Annotated in this window: 16 protein-coding genes and 1 tRNA gene; 8 read left to right on the top strand and 9 right to left on the bottom strand. The window is 39.7% G+C overall.

The genetic code is table 11. From position 1 onward, the window contains the following. Positions 1-187: 187 nt before the first annotated feature. Positions 188-826 (bottom strand): porin family protein, encoded by a 639-nt coding sequence (locus ACK2WI_RS09265; protein WP_093097675.1) that lies wholly within the window; start codon positions 824-826, stop codon positions 188-190. 302 nt (positions 827-1128) lie between these two features. Here ACK2WI_RS09265 and ACK2WI_RS09260 point away from each other — a divergent pair. Continuing rightward, positions 1129-1199, top strand: a tRNA-Cys gene (locus ACK2WI_RS09260). 31 nt (positions 1200-1230) lie between these two features. After that, a complete protein-coding gene (locus tag ACK2WI_RS09255) occupies positions 1231-1410 on the top strand; it encodes a spore protein (RefSeq protein WP_093094996.1) in 180 nt (59 codons plus the stop codon). A gap of 38 nt (positions 1411-1448) precedes the next feature. Here ACK2WI_RS09255 and ACK2WI_RS09250 read toward each other — a convergent pair whose 3' ends face one another. Beyond that, the gene (locus ACK2WI_RS09250) at positions 1449-2195 is read right to left on the bottom strand and encodes a copper homeostasis protein CutC (protein ID WP_409150494.1); all 747 of its coding nucleotides are present in this window, start codon (positions 2193-2195) and stop codon (positions 1449-1451) included. A 131-nt stretch (positions 2196-2326) separates the two neighbouring features. On the opposite strand from ACK2WI_RS09250, the gene ACK2WI_RS09245 reads away from it, so the two are divergent. After that, on the top strand, positions 2327-2734 hold the full coding sequence (locus ACK2WI_RS09245; protein WP_139185398.1) for a hypothetical protein: 408 nt from the start codon (positions 2327-2329) through the stop codon (positions 2732-2734). Between the two features lie 12 nt (positions 2735-2746). Here ACK2WI_RS09245 and ACK2WI_RS09240 read toward each other — a convergent pair whose 3' ends face one another. Further along, positions 2747-3220 (bottom strand): ankyrin repeat domain-containing protein, encoded by a 474-nt coding sequence (locus ACK2WI_RS09240; protein WP_409150493.1) that lies wholly within the window; start codon positions 3218-3220, stop codon positions 2747-2749. A gap of 878 nt (positions 3221-4098) precedes the next feature. On the opposite strand from ACK2WI_RS09240, the gene ACK2WI_RS09235 reads away from it, so the two are divergent. Further along, the gene (locus ACK2WI_RS09235) at positions 4099-4323 is read left to right on the top strand and encodes a hypothetical protein (protein WP_409150492.1); all 225 of its coding nucleotides are present in this window, start codon (positions 4099-4101) and stop codon (positions 4321-4323) included. A gap of 918 nt (positions 4324-5241) precedes the next feature. Here the strand turns inward: ACK2WI_RS09235 and ACK2WI_RS09230 are convergent. After that, the gene (locus tag ACK2WI_RS09230; RefSeq protein WP_409150490.1) at positions 5242-6333 is read right to left on the bottom strand and encodes a Gfo/Idh/MocA family protein; all 1092 of its coding nucleotides are present in this window, start codon (positions 6331-6333) and stop codon (positions 5242-5244) included. 194 nt (positions 6334-6527) lie between these two features. Between ACK2WI_RS09230 and ACK2WI_RS09225 the strand changes: the two genes are divergently transcribed. Next, entirely contained in the window at positions 6528-7904 is a 1377-nt protein-coding gene (locus ACK2WI_RS09225) for a tryptophanase (RefSeq protein ID WP_409150488.1), read from the top strand. Positions 7905-7980: 76 nt separating this feature from the next. On the opposite strand, the gene ACK2WI_RS09220 is transcribed toward ACK2WI_RS09225, so the two are convergent. The 5 genes from ACK2WI_RS09220 to ACK2WI_RS09200 all read right to left on the bottom strand — a co-directional run bounded on the left by ACK2WI_RS09220 (position 7981) and on the right by ACK2WI_RS09200 (position 13113). Continuing rightward, complete coding sequence (locus ACK2WI_RS09220) at positions 7981-8604, bottom strand: hypothetical protein (protein ID WP_409150487.1); 624 nt, start codon at positions 8602-8604, stop codon at positions 7981-7983. Between the two features lie 138 nt (positions 8605-8742). After that, positions 8743-10269, bottom strand: a complete 1527-nt coding sequence (locus tag ACK2WI_RS09215; RefSeq protein WP_409150486.1) for a glycosyltransferase family 39 protein — start codon at positions 10267-10269, stop codon at positions 8743-8745. 144 nt (positions 10270-10413) lie between these two features. Continuing rightward, the gene (locus ACK2WI_RS09210; protein ID WP_409150484.1) at positions 10414-10851 is read right to left on the bottom strand and encodes a hypothetical protein; all 438 of its coding nucleotides are present in this window, start codon (positions 10849-10851) and stop codon (positions 10414-10416) included. Positions 10852-10975: 124 nt separating this feature from the next. After that, positions 10976-12376 carry an RtcB family protein gene (locus ACK2WI_RS09205; protein WP_409150482.1) on the bottom strand — a complete coding sequence of 467 codons (1401 nt, stop codon included), beginning with the start codon at positions 12374-12376 and terminating at the stop codon, positions 10976-10978. Between the two features lie 5 nt (positions 12377-12381). Continuing rightward, on the bottom strand, positions 12382-13113 hold the full coding sequence (locus tag ACK2WI_RS09200) for a hypothetical protein (protein WP_409150480.1): 732 nt from the start codon (positions 13111-13113) through the stop codon (positions 12382-12384). A 457-nt stretch (positions 13114-13570) separates the two neighbouring features. On the opposite strand from ACK2WI_RS09200, the gene ACK2WI_RS09195 reads away from it, so the two are divergent. The 3 genes from ACK2WI_RS09195 to ACK2WI_RS09185 are packed head-to-tail and all read left to right on the top strand — an operon-like array spanning position 13571 to position 19220. Next, the gene (locus ACK2WI_RS09195) at positions 13571-14881 is read left to right on the top strand and encodes a TolC family protein (RefSeq protein WP_409150479.1); all 1311 of its coding nucleotides are present in this window, start codon (positions 13571-13573) and stop codon (positions 14879-14881) included. Positions 14882-14889: 8 nt separating this feature from the next. Further along, positions 14890-15975 carry an efflux RND transporter periplasmic adaptor subunit gene (locus ACK2WI_RS09190; protein ID WP_409150477.1) on the top strand — a complete coding sequence of 362 codons (1086 nt, stop codon included), beginning with the start codon at positions 14890-14892 and terminating at the stop codon, positions 15973-15975. Positions 15976-16019: 44 nt separating this feature from the next. Further along, positions 16020-19220 (top strand): efflux RND transporter permease subunit, encoded by a 3201-nt coding sequence (locus tag ACK2WI_RS09185; protein ID WP_409150475.1) that lies wholly within the window; start codon positions 16020-16022, stop codon positions 19218-19220. The last annotated feature ends 15 nt before the right edge of the window (positions 19221-19235 follow it).

Genomic DNA, 19235 nt, shown 5'->3' with positions numbered 1-19235 from the left:
GTTATCACTTAGTTAATTAACATAATTTCACAATTATATTATTTTCTTCATATAAAAACTTAGGATCGAAAGACAAGCCTCACTTTTAAATAAAATTTCAGGCTAAATGGTACAACAAAAAAAGGCAGCCCAACCGGACTGCCCAATAATTTATTCACTAAGGCTGTTAAGCCTTTTTCAATTTCGACTAGAATTGGAAACCTAATCCAAATGATAATGTACGAGTAGAGAATTTATCTCCATCCGAGTTAGGGTTAAGGTTAGTTAAACCTAAACCGTATCCAGCGTTAACCAATAAACCATTGTTGAATTTGTAACCAGCCATAAAGTTAGCACCAGCATCAATTAGGTTCATGTCTTTGTTATCACCAGAGAATTTCAAATCATGTTCTCCTTCACCTCCAAGTTCACCTAAGTTTCCTTTGTTTTTAGTTTTTCCAGAAACGTTGAATCCTACATAAGGACCAGCACCTAGGAAAACATTACCTGAACCAGCAGGGATATAGTAAACTGCATTTACCGGAATCTCAACTGACATTAGATTGGTAGTTGAAGAACCATCCAATCCATCACCATCAAATTTGTATTTATTTCCTTTTCCTTGAAGGGAAACTCCTGGTTGAATGGAAAATTGAGGAGCAATAGGTAGATCAGCAAAACCAGTTACATAGAATGAAACATTATTAGTTTGGTAATCTTTTGCTAAATCAGTTTGATTAGAGAATTTACCTAAGTTCACACCAGCTTTTAAACCATAACTAGTTTGAGCCTGAGCTCCAGCTGCTAATAAAAGTGCAGCACCAAATGAAAGTAATAATTTTTTCATAGTCTTATTATTTATCTTTTTGTTATGCTCCCTCAAACACATGTTTGCGAGAGACACCCAAGTCTTGCAAAGTTTAGACCAAACTCTATTTTAGCAACTTTATTTCGTACAAATTATTAATAATCAACACATTAATTTTTAAAAATTAATGAAAACTCACTGCATTCAAAAGCTAATTTTTCGGCATTAAATTCAAAATCAAGGCTTTAAGGGGGCTAAAAGCTCTTAGAAAAACAAAAAGCGAAAAAGGTTTTTTTATTTTAAAATTTAATCCTATTTTTGCATGCCTGTAAGGGTAAAAGGGTCGGATGGCCGAGTGGCTAGGCTGAGGTCTGCAAAACCTCCTACAGCGGTTCGAATCCGCTTCCGACCTCGTTAATAACAATTAAAAATATTTGATCACAATGGGAGTTACACGTTTAAAAAGAAAAGATAGAAGAAATAAAACTGTTGCACGCGTTGAAGTACAGTTTTTAAAACTTGGCCGTAATATTGAACCAGGTTCAAAAAGCAAAATGCCTAAGAACAGCCAAATCACTAAGAACAATGAAATCTTAGATAAACTTTCAGCAGACGCTAAATAAGTTTAGAAAAAACATATTAAAAAGCCTGTAGATTAATTCTATAGGCTTTTTATTTGTGCTATTATCTGTTCGACCTTCTCTTGCGAACTATAGATTTCATCCTCGTCCATACCCGTCACAGATTCCGATCTATATTCCATCTTTGATTTTACCACTACTTTTGCAGAAGAATGTACACTGCTGGCTTTTGTGAATTCCAATATTTCTTTCACATTGGAGGCATCGACGCCCGAACCCGGCATGATCTCAATCCGACCGGCTGCCTGTTCAATCAATTCCTTCAATAGCTCACGACCCTGCCATGCTGTATTTTGAAGGCCAGAAGTCAATATCCGATCACAACCCAACGCTATGATATCTTCCAAGGCTTGTTTTGGATCATTACAACGATCAAAAGCTCTATGGAACACCACACATAGCGGCTTAGCTTCCTCTACCAATATCTCCATCCTTTCCTTGTCTACCGAACCATCCGCTTTCAAAACGCCGATCACCACTCCATCACATCCCACTTCTTTACAATACCGGATATCTTCCACAATTTCCTGGAACTCCTCCGCTGTATAAAGGAAATCACCAGATCTTGGTCTGATGAGTACATGAACACCTATATGCAGTGATTCTCGGGTCAATTTGATCTGCCCATAAGAGGGCGTCGTCCCACCATTTTCTAGATTCTGGCACAGCTCTACCCTACTTGCTCCTCCGGCCTGCGCCTGCTTTGCCGAGTATATCGAATTGGAGCAAATCTCCAATTGAATTCCATTTATCCTGACTTCATTCATATTTTCAAATATATCCTTTTTGTGGGGCTAATTAAATCTTGATTTTTTAATTCACAATAAATCAATAAATTATTAAAACAAAATTCAAGTACACTTGTTGAAATTTTTGCGAGCATCCAAATTACATCATTATGCCACTTATTTCAAAACAACGAGAGGTACAGATACATTTATCATCTATGTATGATAATCTGCAAACCAGCATCGAGAAAATGAAAAAGGAACTCAAGACTCATCGGTCAGAATATGAGGACGCCTGTCACCTGCACATCAAGTCGGGATTTCAAATGGAAAAACTTTGGCTCAGGGCAGATCAGAACTATCAAAACAAGTTCCGCGAGTTCGAAACCCATTGTTTTTTATTGGACATCCTGACCGACTACCGGGACGAAGAAGGGAATTTTATCCATCTCGAAGAATTCATCCTAACCCTAGAAACCCTTCTTCAACAATTTGTCCGTCAGGAAGCATACGAAACCTGTGCCGTGATCAAGAAATGGCATGATCACGTCAGTAGCAATCTTTTCATAAATCGGTAACGCTTAAAATGATTAATTAGCCGGACTTACTTCATTAAAAATCTTGTGGAGGAGTTCCCAATTCCGGTTTTCTTCGCTGAGAAGGTCTCGAGCTGAGATCCCATAATTGTTCTTTAGATCGGGATCTGCTTGATATTGGAATAAAATGTAAATAATATTGACATCCACATTGTCCATCATGGCGCGCCAAAGGGCGGTATTCCCAAAATGATCCTGGAGATTTACGTCTACCCCTTTCCGCAACATGAAGGAAACCAATTGGAACTGATTTCTTTCGACTGCGATATGCAACGCACTCAGACCTTTTTTATCCTGATGGTTTACATTGGCCTTTCGATTGATTGCCCAATCCGCCAGTTCCAGCTCACCATACAGAATGGCATTCATCAACAAAGTCCGATTAAACCGATCGGGCTTGTTGATATCCAGGTTGCTATAATGATCCTTCACCATTTCAATCTCACTTTTCTTTATAGCCTCAAGCATGTTATCTATTCTTTTTATCTTCAAACTCAAAGCCTAACTCCTTTCTTTTATGCTTTGAAAAATATTATCAAACCTAGGGTTGATTTTAATTTTAGCCTAAGCCGTTTATAAATAAGTTAAGAAATATTTGACGAACATCAAAATTAAAGGCTTTGAAATACATAAGAGAGGGGCCTAATAATGGAGCCTTTTCCGGTGTCAGCTTGAGGAACGAAAGGTATCGGAAGCATGCGGAAAGTGGTATCAGAACTATACAGAAATTAAGAGCAGAACCAACCAGAAAATAACATCAGAACCATACAGAAAATAACATCAGAACCATACTGAAAATAACATCAGAACCATACAGAAATTAACCTCATTGGCGAACAGGTCCTTGATCGAAGATCAAGGATGACAGGACCTATAATAACATTCCGTACAGATTCTTCACTAATCGTTCAGAATTAGAAATTCCCAGAGAGGGATTCAGAGCACAGCGAAGAATCTATTTTTTTGTTTTATTAAGGATTTTTGTCATTTCGAAATCGTAAGATGAGAAAACTATTTCAAATTAAGAGTGGAACGTTCCGAGACCCTTCGGGCATGCCCTCAGGGTGACACGAAAAAGGATATTGAAAACTATTTCACCCATGCTGTGGGTTATCCGTCAAGCGATCCGATTTTCTACAAAGATGTCACCCCAACTGGAGGTTTTTTCCAAACCAAAAATTCCTCCTTCCGAAGGATGTCCTATAACCTACATCCACCAAGATAAATACCTGATTTCAGGGATGTTCCGAAAAATGAAACATCCCTAAATTTGATTAATATTTAATCACACTGGTTAAAACATCACAAGAGATTCTTATTTCATTCAAAAACAAAATCAAAATAGCATGAAAAATATCGGTTCAATTTTATTTATTTATGGCCTATTAGCCATTATTATGAATTTCTTTAATGCAGTGCCCCGCATCTTGCTTTGGATCTATAATTGGGGCGAAGGAACGGCATGGTTAATTAAAATAGCATTCGTACTTGTAGGCGCTGCACTATGGTGGTTTGCCGGTAAAGATGAAATCAAAGATGAGACTCCCACGGATCAAACGACCCAACCCTAAGGAAGTAAAAAAACAAGAGTCAGCATAAAGGAGGTTGGGAGAATTTCGACCTCCTTTTTTACTCGTTGATTTGATAAGAAAATCCTAGAGATTTTACCTACATATTCATGTTGACCTTATTCGAGACACATTCCGAATTTTCGCAACATGTCCCGAACATGCCTCGAATAAGTCTCGAATAAAACCCTCCTTTTTTTGTCGAATTTTTATCAATTGTCAGGCTAAATTTATCTGAAAAAATCATCCTTATTAGGACCTCCTCCTATCCTGTTCAAAAACGAACAAATTTATGTCCGTAATCGAACATAAATACCACGCAACCAAATAGTTAAAACACTATCAAACAAATACTTACATTAATGGCAATACAGATTCTTCACTATTTGTTCAGAATTGGAAATGAATTAAGAAGGGATTTTCAGAAAAATATTTCACCCACACTGTGGGTTATCCGTCAAGCGATTTGATTTTCTATAAAGATTTCACCCCTTCCAGGGGTTCACAATTTATACAAACATTCATTCTTCCGAAGGAAGTCCTTTAGCCTCCGGCTCATTTCCAGTGGCGGAAAAATGGGTAGAATGCCGTTGTCTAGCGCGATGGGATTGGCCTTGGAATGCTTTCAATAGATCATCCCATCAAAAGGGATGATCTATTGAAAGATATTCCCGACAACAAGGCATTCTATCCATGTGCGGGAGGCCGTGCGAAAAGCCAACTTAAATGAGCCAAAGGTTTTTGGTTACTTTTGGGCTCCAAAAGTAACGAATAGACTAAAGTGAAGAATCTGTATGGTTAGTAAGCACAGGTATTTTCAACCTTGATATCCGATCAAGGACCTGTCCACCAATGATGTTAATTTCTGTATGGCACCGGAGAAGAAAACCTCATCAAAAATAATAAAACCCCATTAGGGTTTTATTTAACCCTCAACTCTATGGTCCGTTTCTCCTTCGCAGACTTCATTGCTGCGTCCAATATCTCCACAGCGGTTACATTGACCTGCAGACCATATTGATCCAATGGATCTAAAACTAGCGAACCATTAACCACCGCTGCAAGCAGGGAGAAAGGGTCATTGAAGGGTGCTGGTCTTGCATCTAATTTCAAGATTTCTTCGGGTTGGTTTTCTTGCAGGCGCGTTTTTAAGGTTTTTGCATCGGCTGCTATCGCATAGCCTTTATTCCCATAGACTTCCATATCCTTGCGTGAATAGGTCCAGTTCCAAGAACCTTGAATGATACATTGGGCTTCTGGATATTGTAGAATGATGGTTGCCTCATCGTCCACTTCTTTATAGATTTCAGGCTTATTCTGTTGGACTACAGCGGTCACTGACAAAGGTCTTTTCCCATCCATCAACCAAGTCATCAAATTGGCACCATAACAACCGAAATCCACTAATGCTCCTGCTCCATTTTTTGCAGGATCCGTCAATATCTCGAAAAATTCCTTGCTCACGCCTATCTCTTTAGGTCCTTGGTGGCCATCGTTGACCAAGACCTTCCTTATTTCACCTAATTTGCCTTCCTCCAACAGACCTTTAATCCTTTGGTTACTTTCATACCAAGAGGTTTCAAAATTGGTCAGCACATGGATATTGTTTTTCTTGGCTAAGGATTCAATTTCCTTGGCATCAGCCAAGTTAGTCGCCAAAGGCTTCTCTACCATCACATGGACTTTTTTGGGAGCACAGGCCCTTACTACGGCAATATGCTCGGAAATAGCTCCAAATGCCGAAACCGCATCTGGTTTAACCTTGTCCAACATCTCTTCCAAATTGGAAAAGAACAAGGACCTATCCAATTGATAGCGTTTCATATATCGCTCCACCAATTCCGGATTGGTTTCATAGATTCCCACTAGCTGCATATCCTGCTTATCCTTCCGATTGAAAACCCAATCCACATGTCCGTGGCTCAAGCCAGCAACGGCCAATTTCAGTGGCTTCTGTGCAAATAATGGGGATGTGCAAACTATGATGAAAATACTGAGCAAGAATGATTTCATGTTTATTAAGTTTAGGTGATGGTCAATGCGACAATTTTGTCTATCTAAAATATAGAAAATCAACAACAAAAATCCTCTTCCCTATTATATTTATCCTTTGATAACAAAATTGTTCCAATACCTCGAAGGCTTAAGTACAGCATTTCCTAGATTAATTTTTTAACTTTAACAACAGTGAACCAAATATAAATTTTATGGAACTACCCTGGGCAGAGCCTTATAAAGTAAAGATGGTTGAAGAAATCTTTATGTCTAGCCGAGAACAACGTGAAAAGTGGATCGAGGAGGAAGGAAACAATCTTTTTAACCTAGCAAGTGACCGAGTTTTTATTGATTTATTAACGGACTCCGGTACGGGAGCCATGTCTGACCGACAATGGGCAGAAATCATGATGGGCGATGAAAGCTATGCTGGATCTCAATCGTATCTCAAACTCCGAGAAGTCGTTCGCCATACCCTAGGATTCCCCTATTTCTTGCCAACGCACCAAGGAAGAGCCGCCGAGAACGTACTTTTCAGCATCCTCGTGAAAGAAAATAATGTGGTACCGGGAAACTCTCATTTCGACACGACAAAAGGCCATATCGAATTCCGAAAGGCCCATGCAATAGACTGTACCATTGATGAGGCCTTTGACATCAATAACCTCCACCCTTTCAAAGGTAATATCGACCTCCAAAAGCTTGAAGAAGTCTATAAAGCACATCCAAAAGAAAACATTCCATTCTGCATGATAACAGTTACCTGCAATTCATCTGGAGGTCAACCGGTATCTATGCAAAATATCAAGGACGTAAAGGCCTTATCCGATCGATATGGAATTCCAGTTTTCTTTGATGCGGCTAGATTTGCTGAAAATGCCTATTTCATCAAAGAGCGCGAAGATGAATACCAAGACAAGACTATCAAGGAAATCGTAAAAGAGATGTTTTCTTATGGAGACGGATTTACGATGTCTGCTAAAAAAGATGGCTTGGTGAATATTGGCGGTCTTTTAGGTATGCGAAACGAACAGCTCTACCGTGCCTGTGGCAATATGGGAATTATCTACGAAGGATTTATCACTTATGGAGGTCTTGCGGGCAGAGATCTAGCAGCATTGGCACAAGGGCTTTTGGAATCAACCGAACTACCCTATCTAAAGGCTAGAATCGACCAAGTGGAATACCTAGGCAATAAACTTATTGAATATGGAATCCCTATCCAAAAACCAATTGGAGGGCATGCTGTATTCGTAGATGCCTTAAACTTCTTGACACATGTACCTCGTGCGGAATATCCTGCCCAAACATTAGCGATTGAGCTCTATAAAGAATCCGGCGTCCGCGGGGTTGAAATTGGGACCTTACTTGCAGATCGAGACCCCGAAACCAGAAAAGACCGTTTCCCGAAGTTGGAACTACTTCGATTGGCAATCCCAAGAAGGACTTACAGCTATAAACACCTGGACTATGTGGCTGCTGCCCTAAAAAACATCTTTGATAGACGAGAAGAGATCAAATCAGGTCTAGAAATCGTATGGGAATCAGAGATCTTGAGGCATTTCACCATCTTGTTGAAAAAGAAATAAAAGCATAAAAAAAAGAGTGAACATTTAGGATAAATCCGATGTTCACTCTTTTTTATTTTGAGCAAAAAGGCAATTTTTAGGTATAGATTTTTTTTAGAATAAGAATAGCAATACAAATAAGTGTAGGAATAAGGATTGATCTTGACCGGTATTCAAGATCTTTCGGAATAAAGTTCTTATTGAATAAGGAAATGATAGCCAAACCTATGGCAGAAACAAATACCCCTACAATAAAACCTAGGATATCAATTGATATTGAAACCTTCGTCATGAGTAAGCCAATAAAATAACTAGAAATAGAAAGTGCCCCAATTCCGATTGCCAACAATAAAAAAGCTAAACCATACTTTTTCAGGATAATATAATTTATCATGGCTAGAATAAAGCCATATAAAATTCCAAAAACAATACTGATTATGAAGATGAAAAAATTGGTATATAACGCAACAGCATTTTGATCATCTGTCAACTGCTTATCCATTGCTTTTCTCCTCGTTAGATCTTCTTGGTATTCGGTTTGGATCTGGTTTTCGATTATACTTTCCGCTTTGATTTTTTCCTCTTCAGAAAATACTCGTCCTCTTTCAAGCAAGATTTCCAAGGCCATCTTTTTCGCTTCAGGAACCTTTCTCGAGCCTGGTTGGATAAATCCTTCCAGCTCTTTGTCGGAAAGCTTCTCTAGTACACTTTTTTTAACCATAAAATTTCAAAAAAATAGGCTTTTACGAATGATAACATTCAATCTGCAAAGGTATAATTCAACGGAAATAAAATTAAACCTTTACAACATTGTTAATAAATTGGTAAATATAAATCTACAGGTTTTTCCCTGTAAAGGCTAATAACTCTTTTCCTCTTCGATTTCATCCCAAATCCGTTCATTCACATTTAGTTTAGCCCCGATAAAAGAAAAGATGCCGGTTCCATATTCCCTTGCATATTGGTTTTCAATGGAAGCCGCTAAATGGGCCTTTTCAAAATAAGGAGCAGTTTCTGCGAATTCTTTCTCAACCTCCGGAGCATTCTTTATGCGGATGATATTTTTATATGGGATCTCCAAATCAAACCAATTCAAATAATCAGCATTAAAAGAAACTGCTTGGATACCTAACTTTGAATAATAATTTATGGCTCCCGCCTGACCATAATTATCGCATAACACTAGGGTATTCTGGGCTTCAGGCATTGTTGTATACACCGAGTCAACCTTTCGGGCCAATTCAGACCAGCCTAGCATATCAGCAAAATCCTGTGGTAATTGATGTTCCTTTCCATCTTCCCATTTCAACATTCCAAACTTTCTATAATATTCAGGATGCTTTACAATATATGCTGGGGTCTTATTCGGAAAAGCAATAAAATACAATGGAAGGAAGAGGACAAAACTAAATATTAAGATTACTGGTTTTAATACTTTGGTCCAAGTTTTCTGGTCCAGCAGATGTGACAAATAAACTGATCCAAACGCAAAATAAATAGGGTAAAGTCCTAAGGCATAATAATCTTTGGCTTTAAAGTACAGGAATATGGTGAGAACGAAGAAAAAAGTCCAAAAGAAAACCCTATACTTTTTAAAGGCTGGATATTTCACCAATCCATAAAGTCCAATAATAAACAGTAAATAGGTCCCTGGAAAGAACATCAATTGCGAACGGAGAAAGCCCCATCGATCCACATGGACCAGTTGGGTTTCCGACAATTCCTTCATGTGTCTCAAGACTGGGAAATCATTCCTATATTGCCAGATAATATTGGGAAGGACCAAGAATAAAGCCAAAAGGATACCGAGATACAATATTCGATTTGTAAAGATTTTCCTTTCTGGAACCAGGATAAACGCTGGCACTAATCCCATGACTAGAAAAAGGATATTGTACTTATTCAAAAAACCAACGGCAAATGCGAGGGATAGGTAAATTAGCCATTTGTTCTCATTCCTATTCAGGTATTTAACCAAGAAAAAGAACATTGAAGTCCAGCAGAGCACATCCAATGAATTTGGCTGATAAAGGGTATTTAATCGTAGATAAACTGAGAAGGTGACACAAGTTGTACCCAATAGCAATGCAAAAAGGTTCCATTTCAATTCTTCAATGGTTTTCCAGACCAGCAAAATGGTCAATGCCCCAAATAATGCTGGAAAGAAACGGATCCAAAAGACACCATTCCCCAAAAACTTAATGATTAGGGAGATCCAAGAAGTCATCGGCGGAACGGACTGAAATCCCCAAGCCAGATGATTGGCTTGGTCTAAATGTAAAAACTCGTCTCGTTGAAGGTCATAGATAGGGTGAACCAAAGAATATTGCAGAATAAACTTCAATACAATAAAGCCGATTAGGATAATAATGTTAGTCTTGGTCATAATGCTAAGACAGATTAGTTGGGCAATTTATTACAAATAAAAAGCAAAATAATCTGAATGAGTATGTTCAACTAAGTTACAAAAAATTAAGGTCAATTGAATGTAGCCTATTGATTTAAAACAAGTTGCAATTGGAAACTTTAGTTAATCAACTACTTGATAGACACCCTTATCTGGTCCAAAGCTAAGTGTTGTAGGCACAAAATAAGGAATGCCCATATAGATCAGTTCAGTGCCTTTACCAGAAAAATATTGGTCATTTTTTGCCAGCAAAGCGAAAGCTTTGCGCTTTTTATCACGCCAACCAAAAGGGGTATAATAGAGACTTCCAAGCAAGGTATCTGCTTTGATTTCACCTTCCACCTCACCTGTTATAAGATAATCACCTGGACCATTGACTTTATATTTCCCAACAAATCGTTTTTCATGTAGGATTAGATCAATCGTAACAGTATCTCTGCCTTGATAGGAAACCAATTTTTTTTCAATTAAATCCTGTTGGTTCAAATCTGAACAGCTTTGAAGGAAGACAATCGAAAGAATAGAAAAGAAGATGATTAAGCTTAGTCCTGTGTTTTTCACTTCTTAAATATAGGCTATTTTTGGTTTTCTTCTGTAAAGAATATTAATAGAGAATGAATAATAAATACATTTTACCAAAAAAAGGCGGCAATTTCTTGCCGCCTTATTAGTGCTCCATAAAATTTTACTCCTTATGCATTCTAACAATCTTCGGGATAAACTTTCCTTGGATATCAACAAGTTCTCTTTGGGAAAGCATAACCTGTTCAATATCCTTGTAAGCCAGAGGGTTCTCCTCTACTGATCCTCCGATCAGTTTGACATTTGCACTAGAAATCAGCTTTTTCATGGCAGAGTTAGTCATATTAACTTTGGCTTTTTGCCGGCTCATTGCACGTCCAGAGCCATGGGAAGCAGAATTTAAGGCATTCGCAATTCCTCTGCCTGCCACTAAATATGCCGCCGTCGTCATACTCCCGGGGATGATTCCTAATTCTCCTTGATGGGCTGGTGTTGCGCCTTTGCGATGGATTATGGTCTCTTTACCATTCGAAAGAACATCCTTCCAAGCAAAATTATGATGATTCTCCACCATCGCCATTGCCTTCAGGCCCAACGCACTTAACAAGTTTTTATGGATACGATCATGGCAAGCTTTGGCATAATCACCGGCTAAATTCATGGCTAACCAATATTCCTGTCCTGCTTCTGATTCCATATCTAGCCAGGCCAATTGCTGTGCTTGACGAGGTAACTTACAGCTTTCCATAGCGATTTGGGTATACTGTTTAGCAATGGCTGCACCCAAACCACGACTTCCAGAATGCGTGAGCAAAGCGGTATAGACCTTGGGTTCCAAACCGAGACTATTATTTTCCATTAACTCAATTTCACCAAATTCTACAAAGTGATTCCCATTGCCCGAAGTCCCTAATTGTCTGGCGGCCTTTCCTCGCAATGGTTTGAGAAAAGGCAGTTCATTGAACAGGGAATGGTCCAAGATCTCATGGTCCTGCCTGATTTCCAGGCCTCCTTCCATACCGAAATGAGTATGGTTTTTCAAGGCTTGCACAATCTGGTATTCATACTTTTTGGTAAAACCTGCTGCTGCATCCAGAATAGAGAGTGCCATTCGACATCCAATATCCATTCCCACAGCGTATGGAATTATAGCTTGTTCGGTAGCCAAGACCCCTCCAATTGGCAATCCAAATCCCATGTGCGCATCTGGCATCAATGCTCCCTGAACACTTACCGGCAACATACAGGCTATTTCCATCTGCTTCTTTGCAGAAGATTCAATCCCCTTACTTCCATAAATCTTGCAAGGGATCGGTTCTTCTCTTAATTCATAAACCTTGAAATTCTGTTCTTTCACTTTTCCAATAATCTTTTCCGCTATTTTCTTGGTCTCTTCGATTTCCAAAAATGCCTCTGGATTATTCTTAATTTCCACAAGCAAGTCAAGCAATTCTTGTTTGCAGTGATGCTTGAAATTTTTACTGGCTATGTTAATGACCAAACTTCTGAGCTGATCATTCTGATAACCTATTTTACTTAAATCTTTTGTTCTTAAATTGCCCATTGGCTCTAAATATCTAATTCCAGGAATCGTTCTTTGAAACTGTACCTGGGAATGTTTTTAATTCTGTTTTTATACTTTGGTTTCTCGTCAAGAAAGCGATTACCTCGATAGCCTTTACCGGATGTCAACCGACCGATTCTAGGCCAAAGGAAATTCTTGTTGATATGATTATTGACAAATGCCAATTCCCGCTCTACTTCAACATCGAGCTTTCTTGCATGTGTCACAAAATGCGGGGCAACTTTCAATTTATAACGCCAGGGTTCAGTAAACACATAGCTGATACTCGTCCTTTTCGCATATACATTGTAGGTTTCCACTTCCATGAAATAAGCTCGTTCCTCTTCCGTTAACTTCATTTTATTATCAATCCATTCATAAGAAGCAAACTCACGAAGGAATTGCCGCTTATATTCATAGCCTGACCGCTTTTTTTTCCGTTTCTTAAACTTAAAATCCTGATCATGATGGTATTCAACAGTATTGATCTTTTCCAATAAAGCCTCAAAGAAATCCTTTCTAGGATTATACCTTAGGTCATCATGCAATACAAAATATCGCTTCCAACCACGTTGATAAGGCTGTTCAATTTCCACGAAAGGCAAACTCCATTTGTATTTGCTGAGCTTGCAATAACGCCGCCACAAGGCAATCAACCTTTTGTCTCTATCCTTTTTGACAAGTTGCTTTTTGCGTCGAGCAGATTTCATACCGCACGACCAATCCAAATTGCTCATCGCAATTAATTACATGTTTTTGAATTTGATTTTCTGATTCATTTCGTCCTTGATTAGGATATACCCTTTTGAAAACGCTCAGAAAACCCAAGGAAATTAAGGCAGCAGCATTGTTGTAGAACAATACTCACTATATATTAAAATATAAGGGATTTGACTGCCTATTTAGGCAATGAGCGAAAGGGACGATATGTTGTTGTGCTCTGTCATGATTTCTTTAGATTAATGGATGATTAAATCAAAGAATTATGGGCAAAAGTATGTAATTGTTTAAAAGTCTGCAAATTAAAGTTTCAAAAAGACGCTCTATTAATCAGAAAAGACCATTTTCTTTAAACTCAGCTACATTTTATCCCTTTGAAAAATAATCATTATTTTTTTTCCTTGTGTAACTACTGTAACCTAAAATCACTTCGCCATATCTGAATTTTGCATTATTAATTAAATACGATCAGGTATGTATAAAAGATTTATAGTACTAATTATTATCCTTTCTTCATTGAGCAGCTATTTAATGGCGCAGCAGCCATTGAGCTTAGAAGAAGCGATCAGCCAAATGAAGCAGAACAATTCGCAGCTTCGGGTACAACAAAAAGAAATTGACTTTTCCAATGCAGAACTGGAAGGAACTAAATCTGGATTTCTTCCGAAAGTATCTGTGAGCCACACTGCGTTTTTCACCAATGACCCTTTGAATTCATTTGGATTCAAGCTTCAGCAAAAAACGGTGACCGCAGCAGATTTCAATCCAGATCTGTTGAACAACCCTGATGATATGGCTCATTTCAATACCAAACTAGCCTTTCAACAACCCCTTTTGAACTTCGATGTCTATTCGGCAAGAAAAGCCTTGAAAGAAAAAATTGCCGCCAATCAATACCAAAAGAAATTCGCAGAAGAGATGCTGGTTGTAGAGATCGAAAAAGCCTATAGCAACCTTCAGTTCCTTTATGAAGCGAAGAAAGCTGTAGAAAAGGGACAGATTGCCTATGAAGAGGTATTGCGCAACACCAGAAATATGGAACAACAAGGATATGCCAAAGCTTCGGATGTCTATTTGGTACAGGTAGGACTCTCGGAGGTCCAAAACAAAGGTATTGAAGTCGATAACCATATTTCTAACCTTTCGGATTACCTGAACTGGTTAATGGGCAAGCCTGCTAATGAAATCTACATACCTGATACTCCACTGACTAGCATGAGCTTAGCTACTGATCAATTGACGTTCTCACAAGAAAGAGCTGACATCAGAGCCATGGTTTCAGGCTTAGCAGCACAAGGACAGATGATTGATATGAATAGGAAAAAATTACTCCCTAGGATCAATGCCTTTGGGGAATATAATTTCAACGACAAGAAGATTGTTGGCTTCGGTGCAAATGGCTATTTAGCTGGAATTTCGCTTTCATGGGATATTTTCAATGGGAATGAAACCCAGAATAAAATCAAACAGAGCCAAATCTCCTATGCCAAGGCTGAATCCGAAATGCTGGTCTATGTTGAAAAACATGAATTGGAATTGCAGAAAGCTAAACGCGATCTAGTTGCCAACCAAGCAAAGATCCGCTTAACGGAGACTGCACAAAAACAAGCTTCTGAATCCCTAAGGATTTTGGAAAACCGCTACAGCCAAGGTCTGGAAAAAACCTCCGACTTATTGGTTGCCCAAGCTAAGGATTTCGAGAAACAAGTGGAATTGCTGGAAGCGATCAAAGAATACAACCTTTCCATCATACAAATCAAGTTTTTAACCCAACCATCAAATTAACTCATACAATGAAAACAATATTAACATCTATAAGCTTTTTAGCTCTTTTGGGCTCCCTTTCTTCCTGCTCGAATCAAGCAGAACAAAAGAAGGTGGAACTATCAGCTATCTCTGCAACGATAGGACAAACTGCAGGATCAAACCAAGGAAAGTATGTAACTGCCAGCGGTAAAATAGAAGCAGAGAACAGTGCGATGATCAGTACGCGATTAATGGGATTCGTGACTGATATTACCGTCAAAACCGGACAAAAGGTCTCTCAAGGTCAACTATTGGCTCGAATCAGCAGCAATGACCTGACCGCTAAAAAAGCACAGGCAGAAGCTGGAATTGCACAAGCAAATGCCGGTTACAACAATGCAAGAAAAGATTACGAACGTTTCGAAGCCTTGTTTGCTCAAAAAAGTGCTAGCCAAAAGGAACTGGATGATATGAGCACTCGAATGGAAATGGCAAAGGCTGGATTGGAAGCTGCCAAACAAATGCGCAATGAAGTCATGGCACAATTCTCCTATTCCAATATTACTGCTCCTTTCAGTGGAGTTATTACCGGGACTTTCATGAAGAAAGGTGAAATGGCGAATCCAGGTATGCCAATCATTAGCATGGAAGGCGCTTCTAAACTTCAAGCGGTAGTGATGGTATCCGAGAGCGAAATATTAAATATTAAAAACGGCATGCAGGCTGATGTGACCATTAAGTCGACTCAAAAAACCATAAAAGGTAGAGTAGCTGAAATGAGCAGTTCTGCACAGAATACAGGCGGACAATACATCGTCAAGATCAATTTAGATGAACCTGCGCAGATCCTTTCGGGCATGTTTGTCCAAGCGGTATTCCCAATTGAACGCAGTGCATCGGCAGAAGCGGCAACAAGCATGACCCTTATCCCGAAGGAAGCCATCATTGAGGAAGGGCAATTGAAAGGAATCTATGTCCTAAATGACCAGAACATTGCACTATTGAGATGGGTAAGGTTGGGTAAAACCTATGGAAATGATGTTGAGGTCCTATCTGGGTTATCAGAAAATGAAAAGTATGTGCTAAAGGCTGATGGACGATTATTCAACGGAGTTCAAATCAAGGCTAAATAAGCCTTCAGAACAGGTAAAAATCTTTAAAATTTAAATTCAGAGCAATGCAAAATGGTTTATCAGGTAAAATAGCCTCGATGTTCTTGAACTCCAAACTATCCATACTGTTGATGGTTGGGTTGATGATCATCGGTGTATATAGTTCTTCGTTGATCCCTAGAGAGGAAGAACCTCAAATCAACGTCCCAATGGCCGACATTATGGTCGGTTACCCTGGAGCAAGCCCAGAGGAAGTTGAAAGAAGGGTATTGGAACCCTTGGAAAAAATCATTTCCAATATCAAAGGTGTAGAGCACCTACATAGTACTGCCATGAACGGGCAGGCGATGATCATTGTCCAATTTTATGTGGGCGAAGATATTGAACGTTCCTATGTAAAACTCTATGATGAGTTGATAAAAAACCAGCATATATTCCCTCAGGGTGTGTATCCTCCGGTTGTTAAAACAAGGTCGATAAACGATGTGCCGATGTTGGCACTGACCCTTTGGAGCGATCGATATGATGATTTCCAAATCCGTCAGATGGCGGAAGAGGTCTCCTCAGAAATCAAAAAGATCAAGGATGTCTCTACCATTAAGGAGATTGGTGGCCGTAGTCGCGAATTGAAAGTGGTCTTGGACAAAGATAAGATGGCTGAGAATGGCGTTGATGCCTTGAGTATCATGCAGATGATCCAAGCCAATAACGGCAGCATGCAGTCAGGTAGCTTTGTGCAGCACGATCAGGAGTTTTTATTGACAACTGGTCAATTCTTGGCAAGCAAAGAAGATATGGAAAACTTGGTGGTTGGTGTGCACCAACAGATGCCAGTTTACTTAAAACAGGTCGCACAGATCAATGATGCTGCTGGAACAGCCAAAAGCTATGTGTCTTTTGGATACAGCAAGAACAATGAGAACTTCGAAAGCAATCCATCTGAATACCCTGCTGTCACTCTTTCCATTGCGAAAGTGCAAGGCGCGGATGCGATGCAAATCTCGGAGCAGATCTTGAAGCGTGTAGAGAAATTACAGGACAACTTGATCCCTAAGGATGTAAAAGTAGAAGTAACCAGGAACTATGGCGAAACAGCTTCACATAAAGTAAATGAATTGCTGTTCCACCTTGGAGTGGCCATTGTAGCAGTTACGGCATTGGTTATGTTGGCTATGGGCTGGCGTGGTGGATTAGTTGTGTTCCTTTCTGTACCGCTGACCTTTGCTCTAACACTCTTTAGCTATTATATGCTGGGCTACACCTTGAACCGGATTACCTTATTCGCTCTGGTCTTTGTCGTAGGTATCGTGGTGGATGATAGTATTATCATTGCCGAGAATATGCACAGGCATTTTAAGATGCGGAAACTGCCATTCAAGGATGCCGCTATTTATGCGATCAATGAAGTAGGTAACCCGACCATCTTGGCAACTTTCACTGTTATTGCGGCTATTCTACCGATGGCCTTCGTTTCGGGAATGATGGGCCCTTATATGAGTCCTATGCCAATTGGTGCATCCATTGCCATGTTGCTTTCTCTATTTGTTGCTTTGACCATTACGCCTTACCTAGGCTACCATTTGTTGAATGAAAAAGAGAAGCAACATGAAAAAGAGGAACAGGGGCATCAGACCAGTTGGATCTATAAGATCTATAACAAGTTTGAAAAACCACTATTGGACAACTCCAAGAAACGTTGGTTGGTACTAGGGCTGACTGTGGTTCTTTTGTTTGGATCTGTGGGTATGTTCTTTACGAAATCAGTTGCTGTAAAGATGCTTCCATTTGACAACAAGAATGAATTCCAGGTGGTGATCGATATGCCGGAAGGCACGACATTAGAAAGGACATCGGCAGTAGCCAAGGAAATTTCTCAATATTTAACGACTGTGCCTGAGGTTGTAAACTATCAGAATTATATCGGAACATCGGCTCCGATTACCTTCAATGGTTTGGTTCGTCACTATGACCTGCGTGGTGGAAGTAATATGGCGGACATCCAAGTGAACCTGTTGAACAAAACTGATCGTGATGAGCAGAGCCATGCTATTGCAAAGCGTATTCGACCAGCGATTCAGGCCATAGCTCAAAAGCACCATGCCAATGTGAAGATTGTGGAGGTCCCTCCTGGTCCTCCAGTATTATCGACCATAGTTGCGGAAGTTTATGGTCCCGACTATCAAGAGCAGATCAAGGTGGCTTATCAAGTCAAGGAAATCCTGAAGAAAACCAATGATGTGGTCGATGTAGACTGGGGCGTTGAAGATGTGCAGACCGAATATAAATTGGAAGTAGACAAGGAAAAAGCCATGTTGAACGGTATTGCTCCACAACAAGTGGTTGGCAACCTGACTTACCTATTGCGTGAATACCCTATTTCTAATCTTTACGATGAAAAGTCGGTAAATCCGGTAGGAATCGTGATGGCCTTAGACGATAAGGACAAAACGAATATTGACGATATCCAGAACCTGAAGATCAAAGGTCAGCAAGGCAATATGGTCCCTGTTCGTGATATCGTACAGGTAAAACAAGATACCCTGAGAAAATCCATCAGCAGAAAGGATCAGCAGCGCGTGGTTTATGTCCTTGCGGATATGGCTGGTGATCTGGAAAGTCCTGCTTATGCCATCTTGGGAATGGAGGAAACCCTAAAGCAAATGAAATTGCCTACAGGATATGAAATCTCCGACCTGTACATGGGTCAGCCTAAGGAAACCAGCAATTTCACGGTTAAGTGGGATGGTGAATGGCAAATTACCCTTGAGGTATTCCGTGACTTAGGAATTGCCTTTATGGTCGTGATCATCATTATCTACATGCTGATCGTAGGCTGGTTCCAAGATTTCAAAACACCGATTGTCATGATGGTGGCAATCCCATTATCACTGATCGGAATTGTACTCGGTCACTGGCTGTTGGGCGCCTTCTTTACAGCTACTTCATTCATTGGGATGATTGCCCTGGCCGGGGTCATGGTGAGGAACTCCGTGTTGCTGATCGACTTTATTGAGATCAGGCTGAAAGATGGAATTCCTTTGAAACAGGCCATCATCGATGCGGGTGCTGTTCGGACCACGCCTATCCTCTTGACGACAGGAGCGGTTGTAATCGGTGCATCGGTTATTCTTTTCGACCCTATTTTCCAAGGTCTAGCCATCTCCCTTGTGGGTGGTGCCATCGTATCTACGATCTTGACCTTGTTCGTCGTACCATTGGTATACTATATCGTGGAACGCAAAAAATGGGCAAACAATAAGGATTAATTTTTAAGATCTACT

The organism is Sphingobacterium sp. BS-2 (assembly GCF_046161205.1).
In the GTDB taxonomy this organism is placed as follows: Bacteria; Bacteroidota; Bacteroidia; order Sphingobacteriales; family Sphingobacteriaceae; genus Sphingobacterium; species Sphingobacterium mizutaii.
Note: the sequence above shows the minus strand (reverse complement) of the source record. Positions and strands in the feature narration are given on the sequence as shown.

Excerpts from the sequence above, each read along its gene's own strand:
- ACK2WI_RS09265 (WP_093097675.1), bottom strand. The coding sequence starts at position 826 with ATGAAAAAATTATTACTTTCATTTGGTGCTGCACTTTTATTAGCAGCT.
- ACK2WI_RS09255 (WP_093094996.1), top strand. The coding sequence starts at position 1,231 with ATGGGAGTTACACGTTTAAAAAGAAAAGATAGAAGAAATAAAACTGTT.
- ACK2WI_RS09250 (WP_409150494.1), bottom strand. The coding sequence starts at position 2,195 with ATGAATGAAGTCAGGATAAATGGAATTCAATTGGAGATTTGCTCCAAT.
- ACK2WI_RS09245 (WP_139185398.1), top strand. The coding sequence starts at position 2,327 with ATGCCACTTATTTCAAAACAACGAGAGGTACAGATACATTTATCATCT.
- ACK2WI_RS09240 (WP_409150493.1), bottom strand. The coding sequence starts at position 3,220 with ATGCTTGAGGCTATAAAGAAAAGTGAGATTGAAATGGTGAAGGATCAT.
- ACK2WI_RS09235 (WP_409150492.1), top strand. The coding sequence starts at position 4,099 with ATGAAAAATATCGGTTCAATTTTATTTATTTATGGCCTATTAGCCATT.
- ACK2WI_RS09230 (WP_409150490.1), bottom strand. The coding sequence starts at position 6,333 with ATGAAATCATTCTTGCTCAGTATTTTCATCATAGTTTGCACATCCCCA.
- ACK2WI_RS09225 (WP_409150488.1), top strand. The coding sequence starts at position 6,528 with ATGGAACTACCCTGGGCAGAGCCTTATAAAGTAAAGATGGTTGAAGAA.
- ACK2WI_RS09220 (WP_409150487.1), bottom strand. The coding sequence starts at position 8,604 with ATGGTTAAAAAAAGTGTACTAGAGAAGCTTTCCGACAAAGAGCTGGAA.
- ACK2WI_RS09215 (WP_409150486.1), bottom strand. The coding sequence starts at position 10,269 with ATGACCAAGACTAACATTATTATCCTAATCGGCTTTATTGTATTGAAG.
- ACK2WI_RS09205 (WP_409150482.1), bottom strand. The coding sequence starts at position 12,376 with ATGGGCAATTTAAGAACAAAAGATTTAAGTAAAATAGGTTATCAGAAT.
- ACK2WI_RS09200 (WP_409150480.1), bottom strand. The coding sequence starts at position 13,113 with ATGAGCAATTTGGATTGGTCGTGCGGTATGAAATCTGCTCGACGCAAA.
- ACK2WI_RS09195 (WP_409150479.1), top strand. The coding sequence starts at position 13,571 with ATGTATAAAAGATTTATAGTACTAATTATTATCCTTTCTTCATTGAGC.
- ACK2WI_RS09190 (WP_409150477.1), top strand. The coding sequence starts at position 14,890 with ATGAAAACAATATTAACATCTATAAGCTTTTTAGCTCTTTTGGGCTCC.
- ACK2WI_RS09185 (WP_409150475.1), top strand. The coding sequence starts at position 16,020 with ATGCAAAATGGTTTATCAGGTAAAATAGCCTCGATGTTCTTGAACTCC.